Origin of the sequence: Hymenobacter montanus (assembly GCF_014699115.1) — a bacterium.
In the GTDB taxonomy this organism is placed as follows: domain Bacteria; phylum Bacteroidota; class Bacteroidia; order Cytophagales; family Hymenobacteraceae; genus Hymenobacter; species Hymenobacter montanus.
Map to the genome: position 1 here is coordinate 1 of NZ_JACXAD010000016.1, position 15,275 is coordinate 15,275.

The window sequence follows — 15,275 nt, forward strand, 5'->3', positions numbered from 1 at the left end:
CCACTGCGCATCCGTTAATTCGTATCGTGCTGCCATCCCCTAAGTTAAGCTCCAGCACTTTTCAGACACTGCCTAATTCCCTCTTTAACTGCTCTCGCCGTTGTTAACGAATGGCTTCGCCACTGGTGTCGCTCCTTTAACGAATCGGAGGCAAAAAGGGCCAGAGCAGCTTTGCTTACGGCCAGAGCACCTCAGAGCCATTGTTTTTTAAAAATAGATACGATGCTGCCGATGGCGGCCACGACTATTTAAATTCGTTGCTACAATGAAAGCAGTGGTAACGCTTGTCGCGCACCGGAAACCGGAGCAGTACCGAGAGCAGCCCCGACCACAACCCATAGGTGTTGCGCGTAGCCGGCCCGTAAGCCACATCGGAGGAGCCGCAACGAGGGCAACGGGGAGTGACGGGGTCGGGGGCATCGGCGGCGAAGGAAGCCTCGTCGGGACTGGTGGCTGGCGGCACGGGCACGGTACGCAGAATCTCCAGGGCCGCTTCGGCGTCGCGCTGCCGCACGTGCAGCCGAACGCCGCCCGTAATGGGGCTGTAAAGCGGCAGGAGCGACACCAACTGCTCGTTGCTGAGAAAGCACGGAATGCCCGCCGCCTCCAGCCGGGTGCGGGCTACGTTGGCTGCCATTGGCTCGTAGAACGACTCGATAAAAACGACGGAATCGGGGCTGGGCATACCGGAAAATAGGTCTTGGTGGCCAGCTATTTCGTAGCCGTCGGGGCTTCTTTGGTGGCTTCGCGGATGCCTTTGGCCGCGTGGCCGGCTTGCAAGGCCACGAACTCGGCCTGCCGGGCGCGGACGCGCAACTCATCGCGGGCGGGCAGGTCGAGGCGGATTTGCTTGAGCTGGTCGTTCAGGCGCTTGTACACGGCGCGGGCGTAGTCCCACTCCCGGTCGGTCCAGGTGGTGCGTTGGGAGCGGGCCTCACGCACTAGTTGGGCGTAGGCATTCGGCAGGTCGGCCGGAGTAAGGGCGTTGATCTGGCCGGAGTAGGGCCCCAGCAGCTTGTCTTCCATTGCTATCTCCTGGCGCGGGTCGAGAGGCCGGGCGCGGCGGGCGCGGTTGGCGGCATCGTAGCGGGCGGTGGCTTTACCAACGCGGGCCAGCTTTTGAGCCGCCGTGCGGGCTAGCGTGTCCAGCTTCTGCGCTCCCTGGCGGGCCACTGCCTGACGCTCACGGGGCGTGGAGTCGCACCCCGTGAGGAGCAAGGCCGCCAGCAGGCTGCCTGAAAAATACTTCAGCTTCATTCTAATCCCGTTAGGCCGTTGGTCCATTACTTTAATTGGTGGTTTTTATTGTTGGTCATCTCATCCGGGTTGCTGTCGTGGAGGAGAATTTTCACTGGTTTGGTCTGCTCAGTTGTTTCGGTGCTTTCCGCAGGCTCTTTCAGCAGGTGAACCTCTTCCCATTCGGTGACGCCCGTCAGCAGATGCTCGTGGCAGCGGCTGGCTTGGCCTGCGCCTTGGAAAAAGGTTTCTCTTTCTGTGAGCTGTACGTTACCAGCTATGTAACGGTAAGTGGTGAAAAGGTTGCCCGCCGGGCCGGGATCATAAAGTTCCAGGGAGATGGCCCCCTTGGCAATAGCCAACTGCTCGATGGATCGGAAGGGATAGCCATCGTCCGAACATTGAGGACCGATGGCATTCCAGCCGGCATCGGCTAGCTTGTATTTGGGGGAGGAAGGCTGGCCGAGCAGTACGACAAATGCCCGCTCGGAGGTGCTGTCCGTGATTTCCCGCAGGATCAGGGCGACGTCGGCGATGCCATCGCGGCTAATGTCGCCCTGGGCTTCGTACTGAATGAAATAGCCGGCCGGCACGAACTGCCGCAGGGTTTCGCCGGATGCCAGAAAACGATGAGCATTGGTGGAACCAGCGCTAGCCGAAGCAGCAGCTAAGGTGTCGAGGGGTTTGGTTGCAGATGGCTTGGCTGAAGACATGATAGCCGGGGCGGCGGTTGTGGGGCCGGGGGCTTGCGTGACTGGCGCATTAGTTGTGCGTTTATTGTCGCAACTCCATAAAAGTACGAGAAGGAGAAGGAAGGAATATCTCATGAGCTGGCCTCGGTGTTCCAAAGGTAAGCGGTATGAGTTAGCGCCAGCCGGAGTAACAGTCCTACAAAGTAGTAAAGGAGTGCAAAATGAACCCACAGAAGCCCGTTCTGCTTCTTACGGGATCAGTGCCGATGGTTTCTCCCGAAGCAACAGCACGGAGGCGGAAGGTAGGATGCGGATGAGCCGGCTAGCCCGAGTTGGCCCATCCCTTTTACGGTTGGGCCAGGCGAAAAGAAAGCGTTAACTCATACTCTGTCGGAACGGCTCGATTGCCTATTCGGGCCGGTATCCATTCGTTGGGAATGGTACGGGCTACGCGGAGGGCTTCCTGGTCGCAGCCGGCCCCAATGCCGCGCAACACCCGATGGGCCGATACCTGCCCGAGCGTGTCGACGACAAACCCGACGGTGACCTGGCCCTGGATATTGCTGTCTTGCGCTTGCTGGGGATACTGCAGCTGGGTAGTGTAAACGGCTAATGCTGCATCACCACCAATAAACATTGGGGGCTGGTCTACCACCTTGTACCGCCATTCGCCCGGCGCAACCTCGGTGTTGTACTCCATCCGGGCCACGGGTCGGTAGTACAGTAGCTGCTTGCTGGAGTGGTCGTAGCGCTGCACGACTACTTGTTCTTTCGAACGGGTAATGCCGTAATACTCCCACACGCCAACCTTGGTGCGGTGGTCCAGCATGCCGCTCTCCCATTTGGTGGTGTGCATTTTCTGGGCACTCGCAGCCAACGAAAGTCCCAGCAGTGGCAGCAAATGCCAACAGACAAGGGTGATGGGTCTTATCAAAATAAATTACAGCTCAGGTAGAAAGGAGATCGAGCAGGGGTGGCCCGAAAACGTTTGCGGGATGAAAGATAACAAAATGTTTCTTTTTATAGATTATAGAATGCCTTATTCTAAAGGGTCACCGTCTTCCAGCCGTTCACGCAGGCTAAGCCGTTGCTCGGGCAGCCCCGGCAGGTAGGGGCAAATGGCGGCTAGCCGGTCCAGCACCCGCAGGGCGCGCCGGTATTCGCCTAACTGCCGCAAAATGTCTGCCTGGCCCCCCAGCGCGCCGAAGTGGCGAGGCTCCCGGCGGAGGGTCTCGGCAATGTCAGCCAGCGAAGCCCGGTACTCGCCCCGCAGATAGTGGGCCGTGGCCCGCTTGTTCCAGCCCTCGGCAAAGTCCGGACGTAGTTGTATTATCCGGGTGAAGTGCTGGATGGCCAGCGTGTAATCGGCAGCTTGCATGGCGCGCATGCCAGCTTCCAGCTCCTTGTCCAGGCCAAGGTCATTGGTTGTTAGCCACCACTGCCAAATACCATTCTGCAGGGTTTCAATCTCAGCCGGGGCGGTGGCCAGCCGCAAACGAGCAAACAGGTCGTCGAGCATCTTCAGGGAGCGGGTAGCAGTGAATAAGCCGGAGATTCAGCCAACGGAAGAAAAAGCACTTGGTTGGCCAGTGTGTTGCGTCGCGCACTGCTTGGCGGGCTCATAGCTCAGCGTAAGCTCCATCAAAACAGCTCCTTGGCTACGCGCCGGATGCTTTCCGACTTGCCCATGGAGTAGTAGTGCAGGCAGGGCACGCCGTGGGCCATGAGCTCGCGACTCTGGTTGAGGCACCACTCGATGCCGATGGTTCGCACGGCCTCGTTGTCACGGCACTGGCTCACGGCTTCTACCAGCGGTTCGGGCAGGTTAAGGTAGAAGGAGCGCGGCAGCATGGAGAGCTGCGATTTGGTGGTGAGGGGCTTCAGGCCCGGAATAATGGGCACTGTGATACCGGCCTCGCGGCAGAGCTTCTCGAAGCGAAAGAACTCCTCGTTGTCGAAGAACATCTGGGTCACGATGTAATCGGCGCCGCGGTCTACCTTATGGCGGAGGTAGCGGATGTCGGCATTATAGTTGGGCGCTTCGAAGTGCTTTTCGGGATAGCCGGCCGTGCCGATGCAGAAGTTCGTGGCCCAGGTATCGTCCTGCTCCTGGTCGAGGTACTCGCCCTTGTTCAGGTTAGCTACCTGGCCGATGAGGTCGCAGGCGTAGGCGTGGCCATCGGGCTCCGGCTTGAACACGCCTTCCGACTTGATGGGGTCGCCGCGCAAGGCCAGCACCGAGTCAATGCCCAGGAAGTGCAGGTCAATCAGGGCGTTCTCCGTTTCTTCCTTGCTGAAGCCGCCGCAAATCAGGTGGGGCACGGTATCGACATCGAACCGGTTCTTGATGGCCGCGCAAATGCCGACCGTGCCCGGGCGGCGGCGCACGGTTTTCTTTTCCAGCAAGCCGTTGGGGTGCTGGCGGTACACGTATTCCTCGCGGTGATAAGTCACGTCGATGAATGGGGGCTTGAACTCCATCAACGGCTCAATGTTGGAGAACAGCGTGTGGATGTTCTCGCCCTTTTTCGGCGGCAGCACTTCGAAGGAAAAAAGCGTTTTGCCTTTGGCGCGGGCCAGGTGTTCGGTTACTTTCATATTCGGGACCCTACCCCCGGCCCTCTCTCCTTGAACCGGAGAATCCTCCGGGGGAGGGGAGCCGAGAGATTTCAGGACTTAAGCTTGAGTAATGATAAAAGCCTTTCTCCTAAATTATAGGGAGAGAGGGGTTGGGATAGGGTTACTTGGGCTCGTAGTTCAGGTTGGGCATCAACCAGCGCTCCAGCTCGGCCCGCTCCATGCCTTTGCGCTGGGCAATGTCGGCCACCTGGTCGATGCCAATCCGGCCCAGGCCGAAGTAGCGGGCGTCCGGGTGGGCGTAGTACAAGCCGCTTACCGAAGAGGCGGGGTACATGGCTAGGTTCTCGGTGAGGCTGATGCCGGTGCTGCCCTCGGCGTCGAGCAGCCGGAACAGGGTGATTTTCTCGGTGTGGTCGGGGCAGCCGGGGTAGCCGGGGGCGGGGCGCACGCCGCGGTACTTTTCCTGAATGAGGTCGTCGCCGGTCAGGTGCTCGTCGGGCGCGTACCCCCAGAACTCGCGGCGCACCCGCTCGTGCAGGCGCTCGGCGAAGGCTTCCGCCAGGCGGTCGGCCAGGGCCTTTACCATGATGCTGGAGTAGTCGTCGTGGTCGGCCTCGAACTGTTCCAGCAGCGTTTCGATGCCGATGCCCGCCGTGACGGCAAACCCGCCCAGGTAGTCGGCCCGGCCCGAAGCCTTGGGAGCCAGAAAATCGGAGAACGCCAGGTTGGGGATCCGGGGGCCCTTTTCGCCCTGCTGCCGTAGCGTGAAAAACTTGGTGGCTACCGTGTCGCGTCCGTCGTTGGTGTACACTTCGATGGTGTCGTAATCGACGGTGTTGGCCGGCCAGAAGCCGAGCACGGCCCGGGCCGTAAGCAGCTTTTGGTCGATGATTTTCTGCAGCATGGCCTGGGCATCGGCGAAGAGCTTAGTGGCCGCCTCGCCCAAAGTTTCGTCCGTGAGAATGCGTGGGTAGCGGCCTTTCAGCTCCCAGGTATGGAAGAACGGCGTCCAGTCGATGTATTCGGCCAGCTCAGCGAGGTCGTAGTCTTCCAGCACCTTGGTACCCAGGAAGGAGGGCTTGGTGATGGGAGTGGTAGCCCAATCGGCCGGGAAGCCGTTGGCGCGGGCCGCCTCGATGGTCAGGTAGCTCTTGTCGCGCTGGCGGCTGGCGTAATCGGCCCGCAGGGCGGCGTAGTCGTCGGCCACAGTTTGGGCGTAAGCGGCTTCCCCCGAGCCGAGCAGGCCCGCCGCTACACCCACGCTGCGCGAGGCGTCGTTTACATGCACCACGGGGCCGCTGTAGGCGGGGGCGATTCGCACGGCCGTGTGCAGGCGCGAGGTCGTGGCGCCGCCGATGAGCAGGGGCATTTTCATGCCGCGCTTCTGCATAGCCTGGGCCACGTATACCATCTCATCGAGGCTGGGCGTGATCAGGCCGGAAAGGCCGATAACGTCCACGTTCAGACGCTGGGCTTCATCGAGAATCTTCTCCAGCGGCACCATCACGCCTAAATCGACAATGTCGAAGTTGTTGCAGGCCAGCACCACGCCCACGATGTTCTTACCGATGTCGTGCACGTCGCCTTTCACGGTGGCCAGCAGAATCTTGCCGGCGGTCTGGCGGTCCGAGCCTTGCTTGTCGGCCAGCAGGTAGGGCTCGAGGTAGGCCACGGCCTTCTTCATCACGCGGGCCGACTTCACCACCTGCGGAAGAAACATTTTGCCGGCTCCGAACAGGTCGCCTACCACGTTCATACCCGCCATGAGCGGACCTTCAATTACGTCGAGCGGGCGGGCGAGCTCCTGGCGGGCGGCTTCGGTGTCTTCGTCGATGAACTCCGTGATGCCCTTCACCAGCGCGTGCGCCAGCCGCTCCTGCACCGGCAGGCTGCGCCAGGCGTCGGCTACTACATCGACCTTACCCTTTTTCTGCACCGTATCGGCAAACTCCAGCAGGCGTTCGGTGGCGTCGGCGCGGCGGTTGAGCAGCACATCTTCCACCAGCTCCAGCAGGTCTTTGGGTATTTCATCGTACACGGCCAACTGGTTGGGGTTCACGATACCCATGTCGAGCCCGGCCCGGATGGCGTGGTACAGGAAAGCGGCGTGCATGGCCTCACGGACCACCTCGTTGCCCCGAAACGAGAAGCTGATGTTCGACACTCCCCCGCTGGTAAGGGCCCCGGGCAGGTTGGCCTTAATCCAGCGCACCGACTCAATGAAGTCGATGGCGTAGTTGCGGTGCTCTTCCATGCCCGTGCCCACGATGAGGATGTTGGGGTCGAAGATGATGTCCTCGGCCGGGAAGCCGATACTCATCAGCAGGTTGTAGCTGCGCTGACAAATGGCAATGCGCCGCTCCAGGGTATCGGCCTGGCCTTGCTCGTCGAAGGCCATCACCACCATGGCCGCGCCGTACTGGCGTACCGTGCGGGCCCGCTGCAGGAACAGCTCCTCGCCCTCCTTCAAGGAAATGGAGTTGACGATGCTCTTGCCCTGCACGCACTTCAGGCCGGCTTCCAGCACGCTCCATTTCGAGGAGTCAATCATCAACGGCACCCGCGCAATATCAGGCTCCGAGGCGATGAGGTGCAGGAAAGTGGTCATGGCCTGCTCCGAGTCGAGCATGCCCTCGTCCATGTTGATATCGAGCACCTGGGCGCCTTCTTCCACCTGGGTGCGGGCCACGGCCAGGGCTTCTTCGTAGGCCCCGGTGCGGATAAGCCGGGCAAAAGCGCGCGAGCCGGTCACGTTGCAGCGCTCGCCCACGTTCACGAACAAGCTGTTGGGGGTAATGTTGAAGGGCTCAAGGCCGGCCAGGCGGGTGGTTGCCTCACCCCCAGCCCCTCTCCGGGGGAGAGGGGAGCCAAGCGATTCCGTTGCGCCAGCTTCAGGCTCCCCCTCTCCCTCAGAGAGGGGATTGGGGGGTGAGGCCAGTCGTCGGGGCTGATACCGCTCGGCCAGCCGGCTCAGCTCGGCAATGTGTTGCGGCGTGGTGCCACAACAACCACCCACCACCGTCACGATGCCGTCTTTCAGGTACTCTTCTACGAGTGCGGCAAATTCCTGGGCTGATTCGTCGTAGCCGCCGAAGGCGTTGGGTAGGCCGGCATTGGGATAGGCCGAGATGTGCACGTCCGAAATGCGGCTGAGCTCTTCCACGTACTGCTTGAGCTGGCTGGCGCCGAGGGCGCAGTTCAGGCCCACGCTCAGCAGCGGCAGGTGGCGGATGCTGTTCCAGAACGCTTCCACCGTCTGGCCCGACAGGGTGCGGCCCGAGGCGTCGGTGATGGTGCCGGAAATCATGAGTGGCACCTCGCGGCCGCCCTCATCAAAGAACTTCTGCACGGCGTAGAGCGCCGCCTTGGCGTTGAGCGTGTCGAAGATGGTTTCGATGAGCAGGGCATCGACCCCGCCATCGACGAGGCCGCGCACCTGTTCCAGGTAGGCGGCGGCCAGCTCGTCGAAGGTCACGGCCCGGTAGCCGGGGCGGTTCACGTCGGGCGAAAGCGAAGCGGTGCGGTTGGTGGGGCCCACGGCGCCGGCCACGAAGCGCGGCTTGTCCGGGGTGGAGTACTCCTCGGCCGCTTCGCGGGCCAGGCGGGCCGACTCGTAGTTCAACTCGTACACCACGTGCTCGAGGCCGTAGTCGGCCTGGGCGATGCTGGTGCCCGAAAAAGTGTTGGTCTCGACCATGTCGGCCCCGGCGGCAAAGTATTCGGCGTGAATGCCTTTGATGATGTCTGGGCGGGTGAGGCTGAGCAGGTCGTTGTTGCCACGCAAGGGCTTGGGGTGGTCGGCGAAGCGCGTACCACGGAAGTCCTCTTCCGTCAGCGGATGGCGCTGAATCATGGTGCCCATGGCCCCGTCGAGAATCAGCAGCCGCTCGCGCAGCAGGTCGGGGAGACGGTGGCGCGCACTTGGTAGTTCGGGTTGCGGGGCAGTGGAGCGGGTGGCAGTCGGCATTTCTTTCGGGTGGGTTTACGGCGAAATAGCACGCCTATCCAGAAAGAAACCCGAACAGTCGCGTCCGGTTCCGGCTGACATCTTCTTTCGCTAAAAAGGCGGCGAAACGGGAGTTGGCACCTGCGGAGCAGGTTGCCAAGACGTCATCGGGCCCGGTCCCTCGGTCTTTCTGGATAGCAGCTTAGGGCAAAGGTACAACGCAACTGCAATAGCCGGGTTGCCACTCCGTTCGGGTAGCGTCGGAACCCGATTGCGTCACCCAAAAGCTCAGCCCAGTTTTTGGGCTTCGGTCGGCTCTGCCAGCCCCACCGTTTTTGGGCCAATACACGCCGCCGTCTCCTCCGCGAAGCTTGCCATGTGCGTGCTACCCCAGGCGTGCATGGCCTGAAACACGGGGCACAAGCTGTAGCCGTCATCGGTAAGGCAATACTCCACGCGCAGGGGCACTGCCGCGAAAACAGTGCGCGTGAGCAACCCGTGGCTTTCAAGCTCCTTGAGCTCTTTAATCAGCATGCGGGCGCTGATGCCGGGCAGGGCGCGCTCAATTTCCGTGAAGCGCAGCGCCCCGCTTCTCAGCAGCGCTACGATGGGCAGCTTCCATTTGCCGCCAATCAGGTCCAGGGTGTAGCGCACGGGGCAGCAGTGGGGATATTTTTTTTTAGTGGTCATATACCTCAGATTCAATTATTGGTACCCAAAGGTAAGCAACTAACAAAAAGATAACCACTAACAAAAAGTAAGTATGGGTTGTAGTTTCGCCATCCATACTTTTAACCTTTTACTCATGAACGCACTAGTGATTAATTCCAGCGGCCGCACCGAACAGTCGGTGAGCCGCAAGTTGGTGGCCGAACTCGTAGCCGAGTTGGCGACCAAGCACCCCGACCTGCACACTACCTACCGCGATGTGGCTACGAGCCTGCCCTTCGTCAACGACCTGATGATCGGCGGCTTTTACATTCCGGCTGAGCAGCGCACGCCGGAGCAGCAGCAGGCGCTGGCCTTCTCCGACCAACTGGTGCAGGAGCTGAAAGCGGCCGACGTGCTCATCATCGGCGCGCCGATTTACAACTTCAGTATTCCGGCCTCGCTCAAAACGTGGGTTGACTTGATTGCCCGCGCCGGTCTCACCTTCAAGTTCTCGGCGGCCGGTCCCGAAGGGCTGCTGACGGGCAAGCGAGCCTATCTGGTCATCACCTCCGGGGGGGTGGAAGTCGGCAGCCCCTACGACTTGGCCACGCCCTATCTGCGCCAGGTGCTGGGCTTCGTGGGCATTACCGACGTGCAGGTCATCAGCGCCGACCGCCTCAACCTGCTCGGTGAGCAGCCCGTGAGCGCGGCCCGCGATGCCATTCGGCAGATTCACGCGGCCGCCTAGTGTCTCTACCAAACCGAACGCTTCGGCTGTAACGAGGCCGTCCAGTCAAAGCGTTCGGTTTGGTGCGGCTCTAAGGGATGATAATTGGTGAGAGTGGATAGGAGGATATTTCTGGCTTACAGTTGTTTCCTAATTCGTGTACCCGGTGCAGCCGCCGAAACCTGATATGCCCCGGGAGCTTATAGGGCATAGGCCGCCCCGTAGGAACGGGGAGCCCGGCGACCAGGATCTGAGCCGGAAGATGTCTTGAGCCTTATACTGACGGATTAACCGTCTTTTTGGGCAATGCACGATGAGTAAGTAACTGACGTCCGTCTTACAGCACCCAAGCGGGCCAAACGGTGCCGGCAGCGAACCGCACTGGTTCCGGGGGCAGCTCCAGGAAGGCGGTGGCGCCAAGCAAGCCGGCCAAGTCGCCCGAGCCGCCCACGCGCAGCGGTGTGGCCAGGCAGCGGCCTGTCGCGTCAACCTCGACCCGCACGGGCACGAAATGAGTTAGCTGGGGCTTGAACTCAATGTCAACAGTGAGGATAGCTGGGGCGGGGCCTTCTACTGCCGCGCTTGCCGCATCGGCCGGCCGCTGACTGGCTCGTAGCCAAGGCCGCACGTAACGGCACGCCGTGAGGAAAGTAGACACTGGATTGCCCGGCAGGCCAAATACCACCGGCCCGGTGGCCCGCGCCCCAAACCACATGGGCTTGCCCGGGCGCTGATTCACTTCGTGGAAGATTTCAACTGCTCCCAACTCACGCAGCAGGCCGGGCAGGTGGTCGGCGCGGCCCTTGCTCACGGCGCCGCTGAGCACTACGGCGTCGAAGCCCGTGTCAAGAATACCGGCCAGGCCCTGGCGCAGGACCACGAATTCGTCGTTAAGGTGAAACAGCGACACCTGCGCCCCAGCCTGGCTGAATAGGGCCTGCAGCGCGTAGGCATTGGAGCGGCGAATCTGGTGGGGTAAGGGCAATTCATCGAGGTCCACTAACTCGTCGCCGGTACTGACGACGGCCACCCGGGGGGCGCGCACCACGGTTATTGCCGCCGCTCCTACGGTGGCGGCGACGGCCACTTCGGCGGGGCCCAGGCGGACGCCGGGCCGGAGCAGTACGTCGCCCCGGCGGCGGTCGGCGGCCTGGCGGTGGATGTTCACGCCGGGCACGCCGGGTGGCGGAATCTGAATGGTAGCGCGGCTATTCTCCAGCTGAATATCCTCGTAGCGCACCACTACGTCGGTACCGGGCGGCAGCACGGCCCCGGTCATTACTTCGATAGCGGCGTGGGCGTTTTGCAGCGGCTGGGCGGGGGCGCCAGCGTACTGGGTATGCTCGATGGCAAAATCCGTCTGCCCGCCCGCCCAACTGGCGTGGGCCACGGCAATGCCATCCATAGCCACCCGGCTGAAAGGCGGGAAGTCGCGGTCGGCCACGATGGTTGCGGCCAGCACGCGGCCGACGGCCTGGGGCAAGGGCACAGTTTCGGACGGTAGCGGGCGGGCAGTGGCCCGCACGCGGGCAAAGGCTTCGGCAACGGAAAGCATAAGCGGTACAAACAAGGAGCAAGGCAATATTTGCGTCTGGTCGTTGAACGGCGCAACGGTCAAAACCGCCGGCCGCGCCCAGGCTAGGCTGAGACTCAGTCGATTTAGAGCGGTTCCCAAGTCAGTGTACGGTTTTTTAGGAATTAAAAATTAAAAATGAAGAATTAAAAATATGGCTATCAGATTTTTAATTCTTCATTTTTAATTTTTAATTCTTTTCTCCGATGCGAGAACTGCTCTAATTACTGGCAGGGGCCGATAAATCCGGTGCCGTATTTATTCTTACGCGGCAGATTTGCCGTAAAGATGATTTCCTGCCGGTTGGCTCAATGGGGCTGACAATCCGCCGCAAATAAGCGTATTTACATTCCTTTGTTTATGTTCCCCCCAGATTTTACTCACGTCAACGCTGCCAACCAGCCTACCATGGTCGATGTTGGGGCCAAGCCGCCCACCCGCCGCCTGGCCCGCGCTCGCTGCCGCGTGGTGCTCGGCTCGGAGCTGTTGGGGCGGGTGCAGGCTGGGGAAATGCCCTCGCACAAGGGGCCGGTGTTGCACACGGCTATCCTGGCGGGCATCATGGGAGCCAAGCGTACGGCTGAGCTCATCCCCCTGTGCCACCCGTTGGGGCTCGACGACTGCAAAGTCACCATCGAGCCTGACGGGCCCGATGCCCTGCGCGTGGAGTGCACCGCCGTGGTTACGGGCCGCACCGGGGTGGAGATGGAAGCCCTGACCGGGGCCACCGTGGCGGCCCTCACCCTCTACGACATGTGTAAGGCCTTCTCCCACGACATTACCATTGATGGTGTGCAGCTTGTCGAAAAAACCGGGGGTAAAAGCGACTTTCATCGTCCCGAAACTGTGTAACTTTCGTCATGGACAGTCATTCTACCGCCGTAAAACGAGCCAGGCACGCCGCCCTGGCCCGGCCCGACGTGGGAGCGTTTGGTCGGCACGAGCTAGCCATTCTCGGGGCCCCGTGCGGGGATATTCAGGCCCTGGTAGCCCGGTTGCTACCCCACCTGACGCCGGCCTTGCGGGTAGGGTATGTCGACGCCGACCACGCCGCGGGTGATGCCACCAGCGCGGCCGACGCGGCGGCTGAAGTCGGGGCCTCGCCGTTGCTCCGGGTCGCCGAGCCGGGCCTTTCGGCCGAGCTGATTGATAAAATCAGCTACCGCCAGCTTAACCTGACCCGCCGGCTCGACCAGTTCTCGCAGCCCGAGCTGCTGGCCCACGAAAGCATGGTGCTGGTGAATGGCAACCATTTCCGGGCCCGCCAGCAAGTAGTGGTAGTCGACCCCCGCAAGCCCTTGCACCAGAAGCTCGACCGCCTCACCGACGTGCGGCTGATTTTGCTGGCGGAGGGCCAGACCGATTTGCCCGCCGTCCTGGCCGAGCACCTGAGCGCCGCGCCGCTGCCGCCCGTGCTGCCCCTGGCCGATACGGCGGGTATCGCCACCTTCCTGCGGCAGTGGTATTTTATGGCTGAGCCCGTACTGCGGGGCCTCGTGTTGGCGGGGGGGCGCAGCGAGCGGATGCAAACCGACAAAGGGGCGCTGCAGTACCACGGCCTCGACCAGCGCCAGCACACGGCCGCGCTGCTCGGCGAGTTTTGCCCCGACGTGCGCGTGTCCGTCCGGCCCGAGCAGGCCGCCGACCTGCCCGCCGGGCTCACGCCGCTGCCCGATACCTTCCTGGGGTTGGGTCCGCTGGGGGGGCTGCTCTCCGCGTTTCAGGCCGATCCGAATGCCGCTTGGCTGGTGCTGGCCTGCGACCTGCCGTTCCTCACCCGCACCACGTTGGAGTTCCTGGTTACTAACCGGCAGTCGGCGCGCGCGGCCACGGCGTTGCGAAGCCCTGTGGATGATTTTCCCGAGCCGCTCGTCACCATTTGGGAGCCGCGCAGCTACGGGCAGCTGTTACGGTTCCTGAGTATGGGCTATTCCTGTCCGCGCAAGGCCCTGATCAACTCCGACATCGCGCTGCTGCCCGCGCCGGTGTCCGCCGAGCTGCGTAACGTGAATACCCCCGAGGAGCGCGCCCAAGCGGAGCGGGAGCTGATGGGCTGAGGTGCCAATAGTTACAGCAGTCACTGGCGGTCAGGCCGGGTTGAGTCCAGCGCGAATGCTTCCCAAAGCCCAACGGCCCGAAAACGCCTGACTATACTACGGTCGGGCTTTTTTTTGGCCTGATACTAAATGCGATAAAGCAGAATGGCCGCTGGTGGCTCAGATTGGCACACTTTTCGACTTGCGCCCACTCAAATCTGTTTTCCACATAGCAGTAATCGACATGAAAAAATCTGCCTTTATAATAGCCTCGGCACTGGTGGCCACCGCTATTTCTTCGACTCAGGCTCAAGACATCCGTTTCGGCTTGCGCGCCGGCGCCAACTATTCTAACCTGGCGGGCAACGTCAAAAACGAAAGCATTTACAACAACAAGGTGGGCTTTCTGGGTGGCGTAATGCTCAACGTGCCAGTTGCCGCTGATGGCTTTTTGTCGGTGCAGCCCGAGGTGCTGTATTCGCAGAAGGGCTTCGAGAACAAGCCCACGGAATTCACCAGCATTCTGGGTACCAAGCAAACGCGCGAGGGTACCGTCAACTACAACTACCTCGACGTGCCGGTGCTGCTAAAAATCAATGCCGGGGGCTTCATTGTCGAAGCTGGCCCGCAATACTCCTACCTGATCAGCGCCAACGATCAAACCAGAGTTACCACCACGTCCGCCTCAGGCGGTTCGCCGACTACTACCGAAGCCCAGAATAAGAGGGATGTGAGCGGACTCAATCGCAACGAATTGGGCTACCTAGCCGGTCTTGGCTACCAGGCCCAGAACGGGCTGAGTCTGAATCTGCGCTACACCGGTGCCTTCAGCGACTTCGTGAAGAGTGATAACGGTGCTTACTTTAATGGTGACCTCAAAAATGCCCGTCACTCGTCGTTTCAGCTTTCCCTGGGGTATCTGATTCCCAGCCGGTAAAAGCAGTGTAGAGACGCCTCGCCGGGCGTCTCGCGGTTGAACGAACGAAAGTGCGCCGTTTTCACGCTTCTCCTGAGTAGCTCTTCAGCACAGGCGCGGTCGCCTGAACAGCATTTCAGCCGCAGATATCCCGTCTCCCTCTAGGAGGTTTAGCCTACAAACCCCAATGCGGTGCTGACCAGATGGTCAGCACCGCATTGGGGTTTGGGAAGTCCTGGTGCGAAAAGAGTGCCGTAGCTGTTCTAATAATTTACTTCTCTCAAAATGCTGTCCTCGAGCAGGATATTGAAATAACATCCTTCTTGGCTTATGCCCGGTGCTTAGTGGCACTTGGTTAGCAGAAAACAACCAGAGAGTCCGGGCGATAATTACGAAAGCAGCGCCGACCAGTAGGCCGGTGCTGCTTTGGCACTTCGGATGAGCGCAAGCTTCCGCCAGGAAGCCGGGCTTTTGGTGGCTGAAACTCAGCTACGGATGCGCGGCCACCCACTCGGTGCCGTCTTCATATTCTTCGCGCTTCCAAATCGTTACCACCTGCTTTAAGGTGTCGATGATGTACTGGCAGGCCGCGAAGCTTTCGGCGCGGTGGGGCGTGGCCACGGCCACCACCACGGCCACGTCGCCCAAGGCCAGCGTGCCTTTGCGGTGAACCACTGCCACGGCTTGCAGCATAGGCCACTTTTCGTGGGCCTGCGCCACCACGTGGCCAAGCTGCGTCAGGGCCATACTGTCGTAGGACTCGTAGTGCAGGCGCCGCACGGCGCGTCCACCCGATTGATTGCGCACCGTACCAACGAAGGCATTGACGGCACCCGCGGCCTCGGTTTGCACGGCAGCCAGGGCGGCGGCAACATCGATGGGCTGATCGGTAATGGTGAGGTGGCGGGTCATGAATGG

The 15,275-nt window shown here is 61.2% G+C and carries 14 protein-coding genes and 1 riboswitch; of the genes, 4 read left to right on the forward strand and 10 right to left on the reverse strand.

The features are described 5' to 3' along the window. Positions 1-244: 244 nt before the first annotated feature. The 8 genes from IC235_RS14240 to IC235_RS14275 form a co-directional block, all read right to left on the reverse strand. Positions 245-685, reverse strand: a complete 441-nt coding sequence (locus tag IC235_RS14240) for a putative signal transducing protein (RefSeq protein ID WP_191005862.1) — start codon at positions 683-685, stop codon at positions 245-247. 26 nt (positions 686-711) lie between these two features. Beyond that, the gene (locus tag IC235_RS14245) at positions 712-1,257 is read right to left on the reverse strand and encodes a hypothetical protein (protein ID WP_191005863.1); all 546 of its coding nucleotides are present in this window, start codon (positions 1,255-1,257) and stop codon (positions 712-714) included. Between the two features lie 26 nt (positions 1,258-1,283). After that, positions 1,284-2,063 (reverse strand): hypothetical protein, encoded by a 780-nt coding sequence (locus IC235_RS14250; RefSeq protein ID WP_191005864.1) that lies wholly within the window; start codon positions 2,061-2,063, stop codon positions 1,284-1,286. A gap of 211 nt (positions 2,064-2,274) precedes the next feature. Next, the gene (locus tag IC235_RS14255) at positions 2,275-2,784 is read right to left on the reverse strand and encodes an energy transducer TonB (RefSeq protein WP_191005865.1); all 510 of its coding nucleotides are present in this window, start codon (positions 2,782-2,784) and stop codon (positions 2,275-2,277) included. A 183-nt stretch (positions 2,785-2,967) separates the two neighbouring features. Next, complete coding sequence (locus tag IC235_RS14260; RefSeq protein ID WP_191005866.1) at positions 2,968-3,447, reverse strand: tetratricopeptide repeat protein; 480 nt, start codon at positions 3,445-3,447, stop codon at positions 2,968-2,970. 122 nt (positions 3,448-3,569) lie between these two features. Further along, the gene (metF, locus tag IC235_RS14265; RefSeq protein ID WP_191005867.1) at positions 3,570-4,526 is read right to left on the reverse strand and encodes a methylenetetrahydrofolate reductase [NAD(P)H]; all 957 of its coding nucleotides are present in this window, start codon (positions 4,524-4,526) and stop codon (positions 3,570-3,572) included. A gap of 142 nt (positions 4,527-4,668) precedes the next feature. Then, positions 4,669-8,475: a methionine synthase gene (gene metH, locus IC235_RS14270; RefSeq protein WP_191005868.1), complete on the reverse strand. Its 3,807-nt coding sequence runs from the start codon at positions 8,473-8,475 to the stop codon at positions 4,669-4,671. A gap of 74 nt (positions 8,476-8,549) precedes the next feature. Then, positions 8,550-8,655: riboswitch (SAM riboswitch) on the reverse strand. 87 nt (positions 8,656-8,742) lie between these two features. Beyond that, positions 8,743-9,144: a winged helix-turn-helix transcriptional regulator gene (locus IC235_RS14275; RefSeq protein WP_191005869.1), complete on the reverse strand. Its 402-nt coding sequence runs from the start codon at positions 9,142-9,144 to the stop codon at positions 8,743-8,745. Positions 9,145-9,259: 115 nt separating this feature from the next. Between IC235_RS14275 and IC235_RS14280 the strand changes: the two genes are divergently transcribed. After that, complete coding sequence (locus tag IC235_RS14280; RefSeq protein WP_191005870.1) at positions 9,260-9,853, forward strand: FMN-dependent NADH-azoreductase; 594 nt, start codon at positions 9,260-9,262, stop codon at positions 9,851-9,853. Between the two features lie 316 nt (positions 9,854-10,169). Here the strand turns inward: IC235_RS14280 and IC235_RS14285 are convergent, their stop codons facing one another. Then, complete coding sequence (locus tag IC235_RS14285; protein ID WP_191005871.1) at positions 10,170-11,387, reverse strand: molybdopterin molybdotransferase MoeA; 1,218 nt, start codon at positions 11,385-11,387, stop codon at positions 10,170-10,172. A 378-nt stretch (positions 11,388-11,765) separates the two neighbouring features. On the opposite strand from IC235_RS14285, the gene moaC reads away from it, so the two are divergent. The 3 genes from moaC to IC235_RS14300 all read left to right on the forward strand — a co-directional run bounded on the left by moaC (position 11,766) and on the right by IC235_RS14300 (position 14,378). Further along, on the forward strand, positions 11,766-12,257 hold the full coding sequence (moaC, locus tag IC235_RS14290) for a cyclic pyranopterin monophosphate synthase MoaC (protein WP_191005872.1): 492 nt from the start codon (positions 11,766-11,768) through the stop codon (positions 12,255-12,257). Between the two features lie 8 nt (positions 12,258-12,265). Then, entirely contained in the window at positions 12,266-13,462 is a 1,197-nt protein-coding gene (locus IC235_RS22155; RefSeq protein ID WP_223847313.1) for an NTP transferase domain-containing protein, read from the forward strand. Between the two features lie 223 nt (positions 13,463-13,685). Next, a complete protein-coding gene (locus tag IC235_RS14300) occupies positions 13,686-14,378 on the forward strand; it encodes a porin family protein (protein ID WP_191005873.1) in 693 nt (230 codons plus the stop codon). A 468-nt stretch (positions 14,379-14,846) separates the two neighbouring features. On the opposite strand, the gene IC235_RS14305 is transcribed toward IC235_RS14300, so the two are convergent. Then, the gene (locus IC235_RS14305; protein WP_191005874.1) at positions 14,847-15,269 is read right to left on the reverse strand and encodes a molybdenum cofactor biosynthesis protein MoaE; all 423 of its coding nucleotides are present in this window, start codon (positions 15,267-15,269) and stop codon (positions 14,847-14,849) included. Positions 15,270-15,275: the final 6 nt, after the last annotated feature.

Coding starts and splice junctions, on each gene's coding strand:
- IC235_RS14285 (WP_191005871.1), bottom strand. CDS start 11,387: ATGCTTTCCGTTGCCGAAGCCTTTGCCCGCGTGCGGGCCACTGCCCGC.
- IC235_RS14300 (WP_191005873.1), top strand. CDS start 13,686: ATGAAAAAATCTGCCTTTATAATAGCCTCGGCACTGGTGGCCACCGCT.
- IC235_RS22155 (WP_223847313.1), top strand. CDS start 12,266: ATGGACAGTCATTCTACCGCCGTAAAACGAGCCAGGCACGCCGCCCTG.
- IC235_RS14260 (WP_191005866.1), bottom strand. CDS start 3,447: ATGCTCGACGACCTGTTTGCTCGTTTGCGGCTGGCCACCGCCCCGGCT.
- IC235_RS14275 (WP_191005869.1), bottom strand. CDS start 9,144: ATGACCACTAAAAAAAAATATCCCCACTGCTGCCCCGTGCGCTACACC.
- IC235_RS14240 (WP_191005862.1), bottom strand. CDS start 685: ATGCCCAGCCCCGATTCCGTCGTTTTTATCGAGTCGTTCTACGAGCCA.
- IC235_RS14255 (WP_191005865.1), bottom strand. CDS start 2,784: ATGCACACCACCAAATGGGAGAGCGGCATGCTGGACCACCGCACCAAG.
- IC235_RS14305 (WP_191005874.1), bottom strand. CDS start 15,269: ATGACCCGCCACCTCACCATTACCGATCAGCCCATCGATGTTGCCGCC.
- metH (WP_191005868.1), bottom strand. CDS start 8,475: ATGCCGACTGCCACCCGCTCCACTGCCCCGCAACCCGAACTACCAAGT.
- metF (WP_191005867.1), bottom strand. CDS start 4,526: ATGAAAGTAACCGAACACCTGGCCCGCGCCAAAGGCAAAACGCTTTTT.
- moaC (WP_191005872.1), top strand. CDS start 11,766: ATGTTCCCCCCAGATTTTACTCACGTCAACGCTGCCAACCAGCCTACC.
- IC235_RS14280 (WP_191005870.1), top strand. CDS start 9,260: ATGAACGCACTAGTGATTAATTCCAGCGGCCGCACCGAACAGTCGGTG.
- IC235_RS14250 (WP_191005864.1), bottom strand. CDS start 2,063: ATGAGATATTCCTTCCTTCTCCTTCTCGTACTTTTATGGAGTTGCGAC.
- IC235_RS14245 (WP_191005863.1), bottom strand. CDS start 1,257: ATGAAGCTGAAGTATTTTTCAGGCAGCCTGCTGGCGGCCTTGCTCCTC.